At 68.1% G+C, this 14,700-nt stretch carries 13 protein-coding genes; 10 read left to right on the plus strand and 3 right to left on the minus strand.

Annotated features, from left to right (window positions below):
- Positions 1-210: 210 nt before the first annotated feature.
- Positions 211-942 carry a TIGR03089 family protein gene (locus VVS03_RS10765; RefSeq protein ID WP_368520160.1) on the minus strand — a complete coding sequence of 244 codons (732 nt, stop codon included), beginning with the start codon at positions 940-942 and terminating at the stop codon, positions 211-213.
- 81 nt (positions 943-1,023) lie between these two features.
- Positions 1,024-2,667 (minus strand): LCP family protein, encoded by a 1,644-nt coding sequence (locus VVS03_RS10770; RefSeq protein ID WP_368521657.1) that lies wholly within the window; start codon positions 2,665-2,667, stop codon positions 1,024-1,026.
- A gap of 137 nt (positions 2,668-2,804) precedes the next feature.
- Here VVS03_RS10770 and VVS03_RS10775 point away from each other — a divergent pair, with 137 nt between their 5' ends.
- The 3 genes from VVS03_RS10775 to VVS03_RS10785 all read left to right on the plus strand — a co-directional run bounded on the left by VVS03_RS10775 (position 2,805) and on the right by VVS03_RS10785 (position 5,732).
- Entirely contained in the window at positions 2,805-3,719 is a 915-nt protein-coding gene (locus VVS03_RS10775) for a glycosyltransferase family 2 protein (RefSeq protein WP_409338184.1), read from the plus strand.
- 181 nt (positions 3,720-3,900) lie between these two features.
- Complete coding sequence (locus VVS03_RS10780; protein WP_368520240.1) at positions 3,901-5,004, plus strand: sugar phosphate nucleotidyltransferase; 1,104 nt, start codon at positions 3,901-3,903, stop codon at positions 5,002-5,004.
- A gap of 428 nt (positions 5,005-5,432) precedes the next feature.
- Entirely contained in the window at positions 5,433-5,732 is a 300-nt protein-coding gene (locus VVS03_RS10785; protein WP_070768728.1) for a WhiB family transcriptional regulator, read from the plus strand.
- Positions 5,733-5,875: 143 nt separating this feature from the next.
- Here VVS03_RS10785 and VVS03_RS10790 read toward each other — a convergent pair whose 3' ends face one another.
- Positions 5,876-6,343: a metallopeptidase family protein gene (locus tag VVS03_RS10790; RefSeq protein ID WP_368520162.1), complete on the minus strand. Its 468-nt coding sequence runs from the start codon at positions 6,341-6,343 to the stop codon at positions 5,876-5,878.
- A 94-nt stretch (positions 6,344-6,437) separates the two neighbouring features.
- Between VVS03_RS10790 and VVS03_RS10795 the strand changes: the two genes are divergently transcribed.
- The 7 genes from VVS03_RS10795 to VVS03_RS10825 all read left to right on the plus strand — a co-directional run bounded on the left by VVS03_RS10795 (position 6,438) and on the right by VVS03_RS10825 (position 14,591).
- Positions 6,438-6,890 (plus strand): DUF3499 domain-containing protein, encoded by a 453-nt coding sequence (locus VVS03_RS10795; RefSeq protein WP_368521658.1) that lies wholly within the window; start codon positions 6,438-6,440, stop codon positions 6,888-6,890.
- 91 nt (positions 6,891-6,981) lie between these two features.
- On the plus strand, positions 6,982-8,349 hold the full coding sequence (locus tag VVS03_RS10800) for a phosphomannomutase/phosphoglucomutase (protein WP_368521659.1): 1,368 nt from the start codon (positions 6,982-6,984) through the stop codon (positions 8,347-8,349).
- 91 nt (positions 8,350-8,440) lie between these two features.
- The gene (locus VVS03_RS10805) at positions 8,441-10,585 is read left to right on the plus strand and encodes a LamG-like jellyroll fold domain-containing protein (RefSeq protein ID WP_368521660.1); all 2,145 of its coding nucleotides are present in this window, start codon (positions 8,441-8,443) and stop codon (positions 10,583-10,585) included.
- Between the two features lie 295 nt (positions 10,586-10,880).
- Entirely contained in the window at positions 10,881-12,560 is a 1,680-nt protein-coding gene (locus VVS03_RS10810; RefSeq protein WP_368534519.1) for a nitrite/sulfite reductase, read from the plus strand.
- Positions 12,557-12,820: a hypothetical protein gene (locus tag VVS03_RS10815; RefSeq protein WP_368520166.1), complete on the plus strand. Its 264-nt coding sequence runs from the start codon at positions 12,557-12,559 to the stop codon at positions 12,818-12,820. Before VVS03_RS10810 ends, VVS03_RS10815 begins: the two co-directional genes overlap by 4 nt.
- Positions 12,813-13,640, plus strand: a complete 828-nt coding sequence (locus VVS03_RS10820; protein ID WP_368520167.1) for a sirohydrochlorin chelatase — start codon at positions 12,813-12,815, stop codon at positions 13,638-13,640. The genes VVS03_RS10815 and VVS03_RS10820 overlap by 8 nt, the downstream gene beginning before the upstream one ends.
- Positions 13,641-14,591 (plus strand): sulfite exporter TauE/SafE family protein, encoded by a 951-nt coding sequence (locus VVS03_RS10825; RefSeq protein ID WP_368521661.1) that lies wholly within the window; start codon positions 13,641-13,643, stop codon positions 14,589-14,591.
- The last annotated feature ends 109 nt before the right edge of the window (positions 14,592-14,700 follow it).

The following is a 14,700-nucleotide window of genomic DNA, read 5'->3' on the forward strand; positions in this document are numbered from 1 at the left end:
ATTGGCTCGACAGCGCGTGCCCGCCGCGAAGGGGCTAAAGACATGAAGTTGCCCCTCCGCTTGCTCGGGGGGTGATAGGCAGAGGGGCAACGGGTGCGAGGTGGGGCGGCCGGAACGCTCGGGGGGTGATGTTCCGGCGCCACGCTGCCTCGCAATTACGATACTAACGTAGGTCGGCAAAAAATGCACGCCCAAAGCACAAACTTTTTGTTAGTGCAGCTCAGTGGCCTTTTCGTTGGCCCGGATTTCCTCTAAACGGGCGGCATCTGCTAGGCCCGAGACCACTACCGCGGACCCACCCAACGCCAGCGGTTCCAAGACATTCGCGCGGAAGCTGTCCCAATCGTGCCATCCGGTGCTCAGCACGCGGGGTCCGCCGTGGCCGCCGTGGCTGTCAGGGTTGTTCGCGGCCGCGTTCGTGGGCACGAGCTCGGGCAGGGGAGTGGTCGGCTCGAAGTACTGATCGCCGTAGAAGCGCACGGTGGGGCCGAAGTCGATGGCGCCCAGCGGCAGCGCGCCGCCGGACTCGACCACGCCGCGGCCGAAGGGGTCCTCGGTGACTAGGACGACGTCGCGGCCCGGGAAGTCCTCGAAGCGCTCCGGGCTGGTGAAGACCACCTGCGGGGTGCTGGGGCCGGTTGTGTCGGCGCCGGCGCTGGCGTCGGTGGTGCCGGTGCTGGCGTGGGTGGATAGCTGCACGCGGACGTCGCGGGCCAGGGCGCCGAGGCAGATGACGGCGGCCTGCCAGCTGACCGGCAGGTTCACGGCGATGGTGTCGCCGGGCTCCAGGTCGAGCTCCTCGGCGAGCATGTTGGCGATCTTCGCCACCCAGTTCTGCAGGGTCTGGGCGGAAAAGTCGAGGCGGGCGCCGGTGGCCTCCGTGTAGACGGTAATGCGCGGGGCGGCCGGATCCTGGTCCAGCAAAGCTTTGACGAAATCCATGGCACCCCATGGTAGGCAAAAGCCGCCTGCCACGGCGCTGGGGGCGGTGGCAGACGGCGGTGTGGCTGTGCGGCTGGGTGGCTAGTTCACGCAGCGCGGGCCGTGGCCGCCGGCGTCGATCTCCGGGGAGACCTCGGCGGTGCCGAAGTCGCCGCCCGGGGTGCCGACGGGGGCATCGGCGTCCGCGTCGGCCTCGCCGGCCGGGCCCTGGGCCTCCTCGTCGGAGGGGCCGGAGTACTCGTCGGCGGTGACCACGATGAGGGTGGAATCATCCAGGCCCTCGTTGACCGTGACCGGCAGGCCGCCGAGCTTCTCCGCCAGGGCCTTGGCCTTCTCGTCGTTGGCGTCGGCGGCGACGACCTGGGACTCGGCGTAGACCCCCGGCTGCGCGTTCGAGGTGCGCGCCACGGTGTAGCCCTCGCCCTCCAGGAAGGAGCCCACGCCGCCGGCCAGGCCGGAGACCGAGCCGGCGTTGAGGACGTGGACCTCGACGCCGTCGACGTGGGCCGGGGCATCGCCCGCGCCCGCGCCGTCGCCGGAGTCCTCGGCCGGGGCCTCCTCCTGGTCCTTTTCCTCCTGGCTGCGGGCCAGGTCGTCCATGAACTTGTGGACCTCGGCGACGTCGATGGTGATAATCGACTCGCCGTAGTCGCCCGTGCCGTCCACGGAGGTCACCGGGATGGTGTTGAAGGTGACGTTGCCGCCGGCCAGATCGGCCAGCTGCGTGGCGAAGCTCATCACGTCCCAGTTTTCATCGATGACGACGGAGCGCTCCACCGCCTCGGAGATCTTGCCCAGCTTGGACGGGTTGGTCAGGGTGCCCGCATCCAGCATCTTGTTGACCAGGGAGGCCATGAAGGCCTGCTGGCGGGTGATGCGGTCCAGGTCGCCGCGGGGCAGGCCGTAGCGCTGGCGGACAAAGGCCAGGGCGTCGGCGCCGTGCAGGGTCTGCTCGCCGGCGGGGAACTTGGCGCCGGACATGTCGTCGTCGACCGGTTCGTTCAGGCAGACGTCCACGCCGCCGACGGCCTCGGTCAGCAGGACGAAGCCCAGCAGGCCGATCTCCGCGTAGTGATCGATCTCGATGCCGGTTAGATCCCGGACCTCCTCCAGCAGGGCGGCGCGGCCGGCCTCGACGCCCTTTTGCTCGATCTCCTTGGCGTCGTGCGGGGCGGACTTGCCGGCGGCCTCGGCCTCGTCGTTTTCGGCCTGCAGCTGGTCCGTCATCGCGCCCTTGTGCGCGGCGTAGACGCCGTTGATCTTCATGTTGCCGTGCTCGTCGTCGGAGATATACGTATCGCGCGGGATGGACACGGCGGAGGCCCGCGAGCCGTCGTTGGGAACGCGGATGACCATGATGGTGTCGGTGTTTTCCTCGCCCTCGTCGACGCCGGCGTGGAGCTTTTCCAGCTCCTCGTCGCTCAGGCGGTTGCCGTGGGCGTCCGAGCGGGAGTCGGAGCCGACCAGCAGGATATCGACGGCGCCGTCCGCGGCGTCCTTATCCTTAAAGCCGCCCCCGCCGCCGAGCTGCAGGTTGGACACCGAAGACAGGTCCCCGCCCAGGCGGCCGATGGTGGCGTACCCGATGCCGCTGATAACCAGCACGATCACCGACAGGATGGTCAGCACGGTCTTCAGCGCCGTGGACCCGGACTGGGCGGTCTGCGGACCGCGCGTGGGGGCGGCCTGAATATCGCGCACGGGGCGGGCGAGTTCTTTGTTCACGAGTTCGACTTCCGTTGGACTGCTGGTAGCGAGGGGTACTGGAACTGGGAAATAATAGCACTCAGTTTAGGCGAAACCGGGTAGATCCCCGAAGCCGGGCCGGCCGGGTCGTGTCGTGGGCGAGAGCGACAGGCGGGGTGGGTAGTGTGGAAACCATTGTGACTACTCAGAACCAAACCCCGCTGGCCGTGGTGACCGTGACGTACTCGCCCGGCGCTTACCTGGCGGACTTCCTGGATTCGCTGGCCGGCGCCTGCAGCCAGCCGACCCACGTCGTGCTGGCCGACAACGGCTCCACCGACGGCGTGCCGGAGGCGGCCGCGCGCGAGCGCGACGGCGTCGACTTCGTGCCGACCGGCGGCAACCTGGGCTACGGCGGCGGCATGAACTCCGGCGTCAAGGCGCTAGAGAAGCTGCGCGCGGCCGGGGAGATCGACCCGGACTGGGTGCTGCTGTCCAACCCGGACGTGGCGTTTTCGCCCGGCTCCATCGATGCCCTCCTAGCGTGCGCCCGGGCCTGGGACCGGGTGGGGTCAGTGGGACCGCGCATCGTTGAGCCGGACGGCAGCAACTATCCCTCGGCGCGCGCGGTGCCGGGTTTGTTTACCGGGGTCGGCCACGCAGTCTTTTCCGATATCTGGCCGTCCAACCCGTGGTCGGCGCGCTACCGCGCGGGCGAGGACATGGCCCGCCAGCGCGAGGCCGGCTGGCTGTCCGGTTCCTGCCTCCTGGTCAGCTGGGAGGCCTTCCGGGCCGTCGGCGGCTTCGACGAGCGCTACTTCATGTACCTGGAGGACGTGGACCTGGGCGACCGCCTGGCTCGGGCCGGCTACCGCAACGTCTTCTGCCCGGAGGCGGTCATCAAGCACGCCCAGGGGCATTCCACCAAGGCACACTCGGCGGCCATGCTGCGCGCCCACCACGACTCGGCCTACCGCTTCCAGGCGGACAGGCACCCCGCGGTGTGGCAAGCGCCCCTGCGCTGGCTGCTGCGGGCGGGGCTGCGCCTGCGCGCCGGGCTGGCTGTGGCCAAAGGTACAGACAAAGTCTAGTCACGCCACGGCCCCTCTTTGGCGGCGTTTGACCAGCGTGCGTGCGGTGTTCCCGCGCGAGTGCGCGGGAGAGTGACGTAAAAAGCCGGCGGCACGCGCGTGGCAAGGCGCGGCGGCTGGGGCCGGGGGCTCTACAATCGGGCGAGAATATTTCTACCTAAACCAAAGAAAGATGGATTCTATGGCCGAGCACGAGACCGCCGCAGAGAACCTGGGCGCGGTTACCGATGCCGTGATCCTCGTCGGTGGACGCGGCACCCGCCTGCGCCCCTTGACCATCGGCACGCCCAAGCCCATGCTGCCGACGGCCAACTATCCCTTCCTGCAGCACCTGCTGGCGCGCATCCAGGCCGCCGGCATCACCCACGTCATCATGTCGACCTCCTACAAGGCCGAGGTCTTCGAGGAATACTTCGGCGACGGCTCCGAGCTGGGCCTGGAGATCGAGTACGTCGTCGAGGAGCAGGCCCTGGGCACCGGCGGCGGCATCCGCAACGTCTACGACCACCTGCGGCATGACACCGCCATGGTCTTCAACGGCGACGTGCTCTCCGGCATGGATCTCAACTCCATCCTGGAAACTCACCACTCCAAGGGCGCGGATCTGACCATGCACCTGCTCAAGGTCGCCGATCCGCGCGCCTTCGGCTGCGTGCCCACCGACGCCGACGGCCAGGTTACCGCCTTCCTGGAAAAGACCGAGGATCCGCCGACCAACCAGATCAATGCCGGCTGCTACGTGTTCGACAAGGAGCTTATCGCCACCATCCCGGCCGGGCGCGTGGTCTCCGTCGAGCGCGAGACCTTCCCGCAGGTCCTCGAGGCCGGCCGCAAGGTCATCGGGCACGTGGACAATTCCTACTGGCGCGACATGGGTCGCCCCGAGGACTTCGTGCGCGGTTCCTCCGACCTGGTCCGCGGGATCGCCCCCTCGCCGCTGCTGGAGGGCCGCACCGGCGAGGCCATCGTGGATGATTCCGCCGGCGTGGCTGGGGGAGCGCTCCTGCTGTCAGGTACCTCCGTGGGCCGCGGCTCCGAGGTCGGCGCCGGCTCCCGCCTGGACGGCACCGTGGTCTTCGACGGCGTGACCATCGAGCCGGGCGCAGTCATCACGAACTCGATTATCGCCTCCGGCGCGCACATCGGCGCCAACACGCACATCGACGGCTGCGTCATCGGCGAGGGCGCCCAGATCGGCGCCCGCTGCGAGCTCGAGGGCGGCATGCGCATCTTCCCGGGCGTGGTCATCCCGGACCGCGGCGTCCGTTTCTCCTCCGACGCCTAAAACCTCCCCGTGGGGCGGGCCACCGGCTGGTGGCCCGCTTTTTTGCTGCCGATGCCACCTGGCGCCCCGCAGCCAGAAGTAAATACCTGGCAAAAGGGTAGCGACACGCCGGGGATTCCTGTGAATTGTGAACAGGGATCGGGGTGGCCCCTATATGTAGTACCCCCGCCATCTCCCCCGGGGAAGCCGCGTCTGTGGTCAGTGTGAAAAATGTGAATAGTGACGTGGGGTTTCGGGATCTTTTCGGTTATTTAGCTCCCGACAGGTTGACGATATTTAGTGATACAGTGTGAAATAACAACAGTGTAAGTAACCACTTGGCGCGGTCCCGTGAGTACCGCGGCGGATGGTGTGGGTCGGCCCCTAGCGGGGTCGGCGAAGATTGTTCGAATTTTAAACTACTGCAAACTACGGAGGAAGGACGAGGCGTGAAAGACATGGCTAACGGCGCCATTCCCCGTGGCGGTGCTGCTGCAGAGATGTCCATCGACGAGCTTTTCGGGGCGGTCGAGCAAGAATGGCAAGACCAGGCGCTGTGCGCGCAAACCGATCCGGAGGCATTCTTCCCGGAAAAGGGCGGCTCCACCCGGGAGGCGAAGCGAATCTGCCAGGCCTGCGCCGTACGGGACGAATGCCTGGAATACGCGCTCGAGCACGATGAGCGCTTTGGCATCTGGGGTGGCCTCTCCGATCGTGAACGCCGCCGCCTGAAGCGCGAAATCAGCTAAACCGCACGTCAACTAACCGGTCAAAGCCCTTGTCCGCCGCGGGGTGCACCCGCTCCCAGCCTTCTCCGGCTGGGTTTTTGAGATCTTTGGGGCGGGCGGCCCGGCCGGGCGCTGGGTGCCGGTTGTCGGGTGTCGGCTACCGGCTACCAGCTAAACCGCGGGTCGATGTCCTGCGGGCTGAGGTTCAAGTAATTGGCCACCAGGGAGGTCAGGACGGTCGACAGGAGCTCGCTGCGCTCCTCGCGGGTGGTGCAGCGGGCTTCGATGGGCATGCGGAAAATTACCAGCCGCGAGCGCGTCGGCCGGCCCTTGGCATCCACGCCTGCCGGCACGATGCGCCCCAGCGGCACCGGCCCGTCCGCGATGATCTCGTCGGGCAGCACCGTCATGTCGGCGCGCAGACGCATCCGCGGCACGGTATCGACGGCCAGGTCCAGGGTGGTCAGCTGGTCGGCGAAGGCGTTCTGGATGGGCGCGTAGGCCTCCAACACGGCCATGTCGAAGCTCTGGGCGCGCGTGCGGAAACGCGGCGTCTGCTGCGGCAGCAGGGGGCCGCGCTGGCCGCGGCCGTGGCGGTCGCGGCGGACGGAAAGCGGCGGGGTAGCGGGCATGAGGCTTACTCTAGGGCCCCGCGCGGCGGATTTTTCCGGGGCGCGCCGGTGGGAGTCTGTCTAAATGACTACTTGAGGTCTAGACTGTGTGGCTGTGACTGAATCTCGACGTTGTTCCCGCCCCGGCTGCGGCCGTGAAGCCGTGGCTACGTTGACTTACGCCTACGCCGAGCAGACCGCCGTCGTCGGCCCGCTCGTGGAAGAAGAAGACCCGCACTCCTGGGACCTGTGCGCCGAGCACGCCGAGCGGATTACCGCCCCGCAGGGCTGGGAGATGCTGCGCGTCGACCAGGTCGACATCGAAGACGACGATGATCTCCTGGCTCTCGCCGAGGCCGTCCGCGAGGGCGGGCGCGTGACCACCGGGCTGGTCGAAGGCGGCGAGCCCGGCTCCGGCGCGGATCCTATCGACTACGCGCCCACCTTCGACGGCGCCGACCCGGCCCGCTCCAACCACCCCGTCTTCCGGACCCGCCGCGTGGCCACCGCCAAGCAGCAGCGCCGCGCCCACCTGTCCGTGGTCCCGGACCCGGGCAGCAACAGCTAGCCTCCGGTTGCCTGTGAGTTAGCTAGCAGTAACCCATGGGGAGCCCGGCCCGTGGCTCGGTCGCCGCGGCGGCGGACTAGACTGGGCGTTTATGCGAGACCGTGAAAAGCTGGACCAAGTAATCAAGGCCTATGACGTGCGCGGCGTGGTGGGCGAGGACATCGACGTCGACTTCGTGCGCGAGGTCGGTGCGGCGTTTGCGGCACTGATGCGCGCCGAGGGCGAGCACGTCGTCGCCATCGGCCACGACATGCGCCCGTCTTCCCCCGAGCTGGCCGCCGCCTTCGGCGAGGGGGTCAACTCCCAGGGCCTCAACGTGGTCATGCTGGGGCTGACCTCCACCGACGAGCTCTACTTCGCCTCCGGCGACCTAGACTGCGCCGGCGCGATGTTCACCGCCTCCCACAACCCGGCCAAGTACAACGGCATCAAGCTCTGCCGCGCCGGCGCGAAGCCGGTTGGCGAGGCCACGGGCCTGGCCGACATCAAGGACGCGCTGGTCAACGGCGTACCGGACTTCGACGGCGAGCCGGGCGCCTCCACGCCCCGCGAGGTCCTGGAGGACTACGCCGCCTACCTCAACAAGCTGGTGGATCTCTCCGAAACCCGCCCGCTTATCGTCGCCGTCGATGCCGCCAACGGCATGGGCGGCCACACCGTCCCCGCCGTCCTGGAGGGGCTGAACCTGGACATCCGCCCGCTCTACTTCGAGCTGGACGGCACCTTCCCCAACCACGAGGCCAACCCGCTGGACCCGAAGAACCTGGTGGACCTGCAGGCCTTCGTCAAGGAGCAGGGCGCGGACATCGGCCTGGCCTTCGACGGCGACGCCGACCGCTGCTTCGTCGTGGACGAGCTGGGCCAGCCGGTCTCCCCGTCGGCCATCTGCGCGCTGGTCGCCGAGCGCTACCTGGACAAGTTCCCGGGCGCGACCATCATCCACAACCTGATCACCTCCCGCGCCGTGCCGGAGCTGGTCGAGGCCAAGGGTGGCAAGCCGGTGCGCACCCGCGTGGGCCACTCCTTCATCAAGGCCCAGATGGCCGAGCACGACGCCGTCTTCGGCGGCGAGCACTCCGCCCACTACTACTTCCAGGAGTTCTGGAACGCCGACTCCGGCATGCTGGCCGCCATGCACGTGCTGGCCGCCCTGGGTGCCAGCGATAAGCCGCTCAGCGAGCTCATGGCCGACTACCTCAAGTACGAGGCCTCCGGCGAAATCAACTCCACCGTCGACGACCAGGACGCGGCCACCCAGGCCGTGCTGGACGGCATGGCCGACAAGATCGCCGGCGTCGATCGCCTCGACGGCGTGACCGTGGATCTCAAGGACACCCCGGCCTGGTTCAACGTGCGCGCCTCCAACACGGAGCCGCTGCTGCGCCTGAACGTGGAGGCGCCCACCAAGGACGAGGTGGACGGCATCGTCCAGGAAGTCCTAAGCTTCATCCGCGCATAAGCTCCTGTTCACGCTGGCGTCCCCAGCCGTTTACTAGCCGGTTTTAATATTCATCGCGTATTGAACCGTTCTAGTAAAAGGAAAGGCCGTCATGCCGAACCGTCGTTTCACCGCCACCGTGGTTTCCACCGCGGTGGCATCTTCTTTGGTCGTCATCGCCCCCGCTACCGCCGCCGAGGACACCGGCTCCCGGTTTACCTTAGGCGTCATCCCAGACACCCAGTTCTACTCGCGCTATTCCACCCCGGAGACCGGCAACCTGGCCAGCGAGCGCTACGGCAGCGAGCCCTACCAGACCCAGATGGAGTGGCTGGCCGACAACCAGGACGCCCTCAACATGGAATTCGCCACCCACCTGGGCGACGTGGTCGACCAGGTCGACGTCGCCGGCGAGTGGGACGTCGCCGACAAGGCCATGCAGGTCCTCGACGACTCCGACCTGAACTACTCCATCCTGCCCGGCAACCACGACATGGCCGAAGGCGCGCCCTTTAGCACCCACTTCCCGGCCTCCCGCGCGGCCGGCAACGACACCTTCGGCGAGCGCCACGAGGTGCCCAACCAGGAGTCTGAGTATCACATCTTCGAGGCCGAGGGCCAGCAGTACCTAGTCCTGGCGCTGGCCTGGCGCGCTAACGATGCCACCCTGGACTGGGCCCAAGGCGTCCTCGACGCCCACCCCGATCTGCCGGTCATCCTGACCACCCACGAGGTGCTCAACATCGACGGCCAGGGCCAGGTCTACTTCTCCGACGACTACGGCCGCGGCCTGTGGAACAAGTTCATTCGCAAAAACGACCAGATCTTTTTGACCATGGGCGGCCACCACCACGGCGCCGGCTACCGCGTGGACACCAACGACGCCGGCAACGAGGTCGTCTCCATCCTGCAGGACTACCAGATGGCCTACCAGGGCGGCAACGGCCTGCTGGGCGTGCTGGAATTCGACCTGGCCGGCAACGAGCTGGAGATGGCCGCGCTGTCGCCGTGGGTGGCCAAGAAGCCGCACAAGGAGCTGACCCAGTTCGACAAGCTCATCCTGGACGGCGAGGGCGACAGCTACCACATCCCGCTGAACTTCAAGGAGCGCTTCGCCGGCTTCGCCCCCGAGTGGGAGGCCGGCGACGGCCAGGAAGGCGACCTGGCCGGCAAGGCCAAGGAGGTAGTCGCGGAGGGTTACAAGCCCTACGAAATCACCGACGACGAGCTGCCGCAGGACGATGCCGACTACATCCAGGCCGAGGACACCGTCTTCCACTGGCGCCCGGGCCAGACCACCCTCGACGGCAAGCAGCTGGCCGAGGGCGAGGCCGCCGGCCGCGGCGCTATCATCCCGGACATCCACGGCGACGGCGATCTCACCCGCGAGTCCGGCCTGCCTAACCGCGTGACCTACAGCACCGAGCACCACCCGCTGTCCGCCGATGCCGGCTCCCTCTACTGGTCCGACCCGGCCGGCAAGCCCGCCGTGGCCTGGTTCAAGTCCGCCCCCGATGCCGCCATCAACAACGTCGACACCTCCCGCGGCTACACCTTCGAGTCCTTCGTGAAGCTGCCGGCCGACTTCGACGGCGAGAAGCACGGCTGGGGCAACGCCATCGCGCGCGATTCCTCCATCGCCGACCTGGTCGAGGGCTCCACCGACACCGACCCGACCGTGATGATGGGCGTGTCCAACCTGCGCGAGCTGCGCTGGTGGGCCGAGCCGGAGGAGGGCAGTGGCAGCACCGTCTGGTCCCACGAGGTGCCCACCGACGAGTGGATGCACGTTGCCGTAGTCAACGACCCGGAGCGCGACACTGTCGAGATGTTCATCAACGGCGCTCCCATCCTGCGCAACGCCGCCGGCGCGCAGGGCCTGCTGCCGCGCGAGCTGCGCTGGGTCATGGGCGCGGGCATGGACAACAAGCGCCCGCAGGACCCGTGGTACGGCTGGATCGGCGAGACCCGCCTGGTCAACAGCGTCATCGGCGAGGACGAGTGGCTGACCGCCCGCGCCCACAACGCCGGCGATGCCGACGGCTCCAGCTCCGATTCCAGCTCCGACGGTTCCAGCTACGGCTCCAGCTCCAGCTCCGACCTGAGCTCCAACGGTTCCAGCTCTGACTCCAGCTCCAGCAAGGCCGGCTCCATCGTCGCGATTATCGCGGCTCTGGCGGCGGGCATCGGCCTGGCGTTCAACTGGCGGACGATTGCCGCCCAGCTGGACAAGTTCGGCATCCACCTGCCGCGCTAGTCATCCCCCGCGGCATACCAAGCCGTCTAGAACAACCCGCCCCGGCGCTGATTAACCCAGCGCAGGGCGGGTTTTTCGCGATTGTGGCCCGCGTAACTTTTGGCTAACCGAATTCAGGTGGCCCCGCCGAGTTAATTAATTTCTAACCGGGCCGCCGAGCAAACCCCAGTACAGGGCATATTTATCCGCCACGCCCACCCAAGACCGAGCGGTCTAGCTAGACCGTACCTGTTTGTTCGCTAGACTTTGGTCACACAATTTTCCCGCCCCGCGCCACACGGAAAGGCACACGACTATGGCAACCGACGTCAAAGAGCGAAAGCGATCCGCCCGGCCGAAAAAGCCCGAGGGCCAATGGAAAATCGACGGCCACAAGCCCCTCAACAACGACGAGGTCATCAAGCAGGAAGACGGGGGCATGTCGGCGCGCCAGCGCGTCATCGACATCTATTCTAAACAAGGTTTCTCCTCCATCCCGGCCGACGACCTCGCCCCGCGCTTCAAGTGGCTCGGCCTGTATACCCAGCGCAAGCAGAACCTGGTCGGGGAGCTGACCAGCCAGCTCGACAACTCCGAGCTGCAGGATGAATATTTCATGATGCGCATCCGCTTCGACGGCGGCCGCGCGACCCCGCAGCAGCTGCGCGTGGTGGGCGAAATCTCCCGCGACTTCGCCCGCTCCACCGCGGACTTCACCGACCGCCAGAACATCCAGCTGCACTGGATCCGCATCGAGGACGTCCCCGAAATCTGGGACCGCCTCGAGGCCGTCGGCCTGTCCACGCTCATGGGCTGCGGCGACGTCCCCCGCGTCATCCTCGGTTCGCCCGTGGCCGGCGTCGCGGCCGACGAAATCATCGACGCCACCCCCGCCATCGAGGAGATCGTCGACGACTACCTCCTCCGCGAGGAATTCCAGAACCTGCCCCGCAAGTTCAAGACTGCCATCTCCGGAAACGCGCGCCAGGACGTCACCCACGAAATCCAGGACGTCGCCTTCATCGGCACCAACCACCCGGAATACGGCCCGGGCTTCGACTGCTTCGTCGGCGGCGGCCTGTCCACCAACCCGATGCTCTCCCGCTCCCTCGGCGCCTTCGTGCCCCTAGAGCGCGTGCCGGAGGTCTGGGCCGGCGTGGTCGGCATCTTCCGCGACTACGGCTTCCGCCGCCTGCGCAACCGCGCGCGGCTGAAGTTCCTGGTCGCGCAGTGGGGCGTCGAGAAGTTCCGCCAGGTCCTCGAGGACGAGTACCTGGATGCCCCGCTAGCCGACGGCGTGCCCACGCCGATTAACCCGGGCAGCCGCGACCACCTGGGCGTGCACCAGCAAAAGGACGGCAACTACTACGTCGGCGTCAAGCCCACCGTGGGGCATGCGACCGGCGAGCAGCTCATCGCCATCGCCGACGTCGCCGAGCGCTTCGGGCTCACCCGCATCCGCACCACGCCCATGAAGGAGCTGCTCTTCCTCGACGTGCCGGAGGACCAGGTCGCAGAGCTCAGCGATGCCCTCGACGCCACCGGCCTCTATTCGCACCCCTCCGAGTTTCGTCGCGGCGTCATCTCCTGCACCGGCCTGGAGTTCTGCAAGCTCGCCCACGTGACCACGAAAGCGCGCGCCATCCAGCTCGTCGACGAGCTCGAGGACGCCCTCGACGACCTCGACGTGCCGATCTCCATCGCGCTCAACGGCTGCCCGAATTCCTGCGCCCGCACGCAGGTCTCCGACATCGGCTTCAAGGGCCAGACCCTGACCGATCCGGACGGCAACCGCGTGGAGGGCTTCCAGGTCCACCTGGGCGGCGCGCTCGGCCTGGACCCGGACTTCGGGCGCAAGCTGCGCGGCCACAAGGTCCTGGCCGACGACGTCACCGACTACGTCATCCGCGTGGTCACCAAGTTCAAGGAGCAGCGCACCGAGGGCGAACAGTTCCGCCAGTGGGTGCTGCGCGCGGACGACGAGGACCTGCAATGAGATTCCGCCGCCAGCCCAACCCGAACCGCAACCACCCGACGTACTGCCCCTACTGCGCCGGCACGCAGCTCTTCCCGGACACCGAGGACGACTTTGCCTGGAACTGCCAGGACTGCCGCCGGGTGTTCTCGGTGCGCTTCCACGGTCAGGACGACTCGCCGGTCGCCCCGTCGCCGGCTCCGTCGTCCCAGGAGGCGCTGCAGCAGTCGCTGCGCCGGCACGGTCACGCCACGGCCCGGCAGGAGGCCAACGATGCCTAACCGCGCCCTCATCACCCTCGCCCACGGTTCGCGCCGGGCGGGGGCGGCCGCCGGCATCGAGCGGCTCACGGCCGCCGCCGCGCGCCGGGCCGGTGTGCCCTTGGCCGCCGCCGCGCACCTGGAGTTCAACGACCCGGACCTGGCCAGCGCCGCCGCCCGCCTGCGCGATCGCGGGGCCGACGAGGCCGTCGTCGTGTCGCTGTTGTTCACACCCGGCTACCACCAGCGCGTGGACTACCCAGCCGTGCTCGCCGATGCCCAGTCCGCCACCGGCCTGCCCCTCAAGGCAGCCGCCGGCCTGGGCACGGGCGCGGATCTTGCCGACGTGTTGGCCCCGCGCTGCCCGGCAGGTAGCCACGGCGTGCTCTACGCGGTGGGCTCTGCCGACCCGCAGGCCAACGCCGCCGTGGCCGACCTGGCGTCTGAGCTGGGCTGGTCCACGCTCTTTGCAACGAAGGCATCCCCGGACGCCCCGCGGGGTGCGGCCGGTCTGGAGCACCTAGCCCGCCAGCAGGTCCAAAAGCACGCCCATCAGCGCACCCAGCAGAAGGGCCGAAAGCACGCCCAGGAACAGGCGCAGCAGCCCCCGCGCCTGCACGTGGTGCCGATGTTCGTCACCGACGGCCTCCTGCTCGACCGCCTGACCGCAGCCGTGCCAGACATCGAGGCGGCGACGGGCGCGAGCGTGACCTGCCGGCCGCCGCTGGGCGCTGCGCTCGCGGGCATCGTCGCGGCGCGGTACGGTGCCGCATATAAGCACGACAAGCACAGGCAGCACCAGACGCTACCGGCGCGGGAACTGTTGAAGGTAGGTGTCTAGATGACGGCATTGCTCTTGATTGCGGTGGGCGGCGCGGCTGCCCAGCTGGTCGATGGCGGCATCGGCATGGGCTTCGGCGTGACGTCGACGACCATCCTCATCTTCCTGGCCGGCCTCGGGCCGGCGCAGGCTTCTGCCGTCGTGCACACCGCGGAGCTGGGCACCACGCTGGTCTCCGGGATCAGCCACTGGCGTTTCGGCAATATCGACTGGAAGACCGTCGTGCGCCTGGCAGTACCAGGGTCTATCGCGGCGTTTGCCGGCGCGACGGTGCTCTCCAGCCTCTCGCTGGATGCCGCGGCGCCGATCACCTCGACCATTCTCTTCGCCGTCGGCCTGAACCTGGTCTGGCGCTTCTCCCGTGGGCGGGTCACGCGCAAGCTCACCGAGACCCCGCATTCCACCCCGTTCCTGTTGGGCCTGGGCTCGGTCGGCGGCTTCGTCGATGCCACCGGCGGCGGGGGCTGGGGTCCCGTCACGACGTCCACGCTGCTGTCGTTGGGCAAGCAGCAGCCGCGGCGCATCGTGGGCACGGTCAACACCGCGGAGTTTTTGGTCACCCTCGGCGCGACGCTCGGCTTCGTGGTGGGCCTGTGGGACGACCTGGTCTCGAACGCGGCCGCCGTCGTGGCGCTGTTGGTCGGCGGCTGCCTGACCGCCCCGGTCGCGGCGTGGCTGATTAGCCGGCTGAACCCCATCGTGCTGGGCGGGTTCGTGGGCACCGCGATCGTGCTGCTCAACGTCGGCACCATCGTGGACGGGGCGGAGAACGCCTTTGGCTTCACGATGCCCACCGCCCTCACCATCGCCCTCTACCTCGCGCTGGCCGCCGGGGGAGTGGCCCTGACCCTGCGGGGGCGTAAGCGCGCCCGCACCAACCGGCAGGCCGCCGCCGACCAGGCGCCGGCCGTGGAGACGACCGACCCCGTGCCGGCGCCTTCCAGTCGCTAGGCACGCCGAGTAGGCACGCCGAGTAGGCGCTACGGACGTGGTCCGTGGCGCCTTTCGCGTGTTTTGGCGGGGTTTGTTCCCTTGGGTTTGCGGCTGCCCCCGTCTCAGC

This window comes from Corynebacterium sp. LK2537 (genome assembly GCF_040946485.1).
GTDB lineage: Bacteria > Actinomycetota > Actinomycetes > Mycobacteriales > Mycobacteriaceae > Corynebacterium.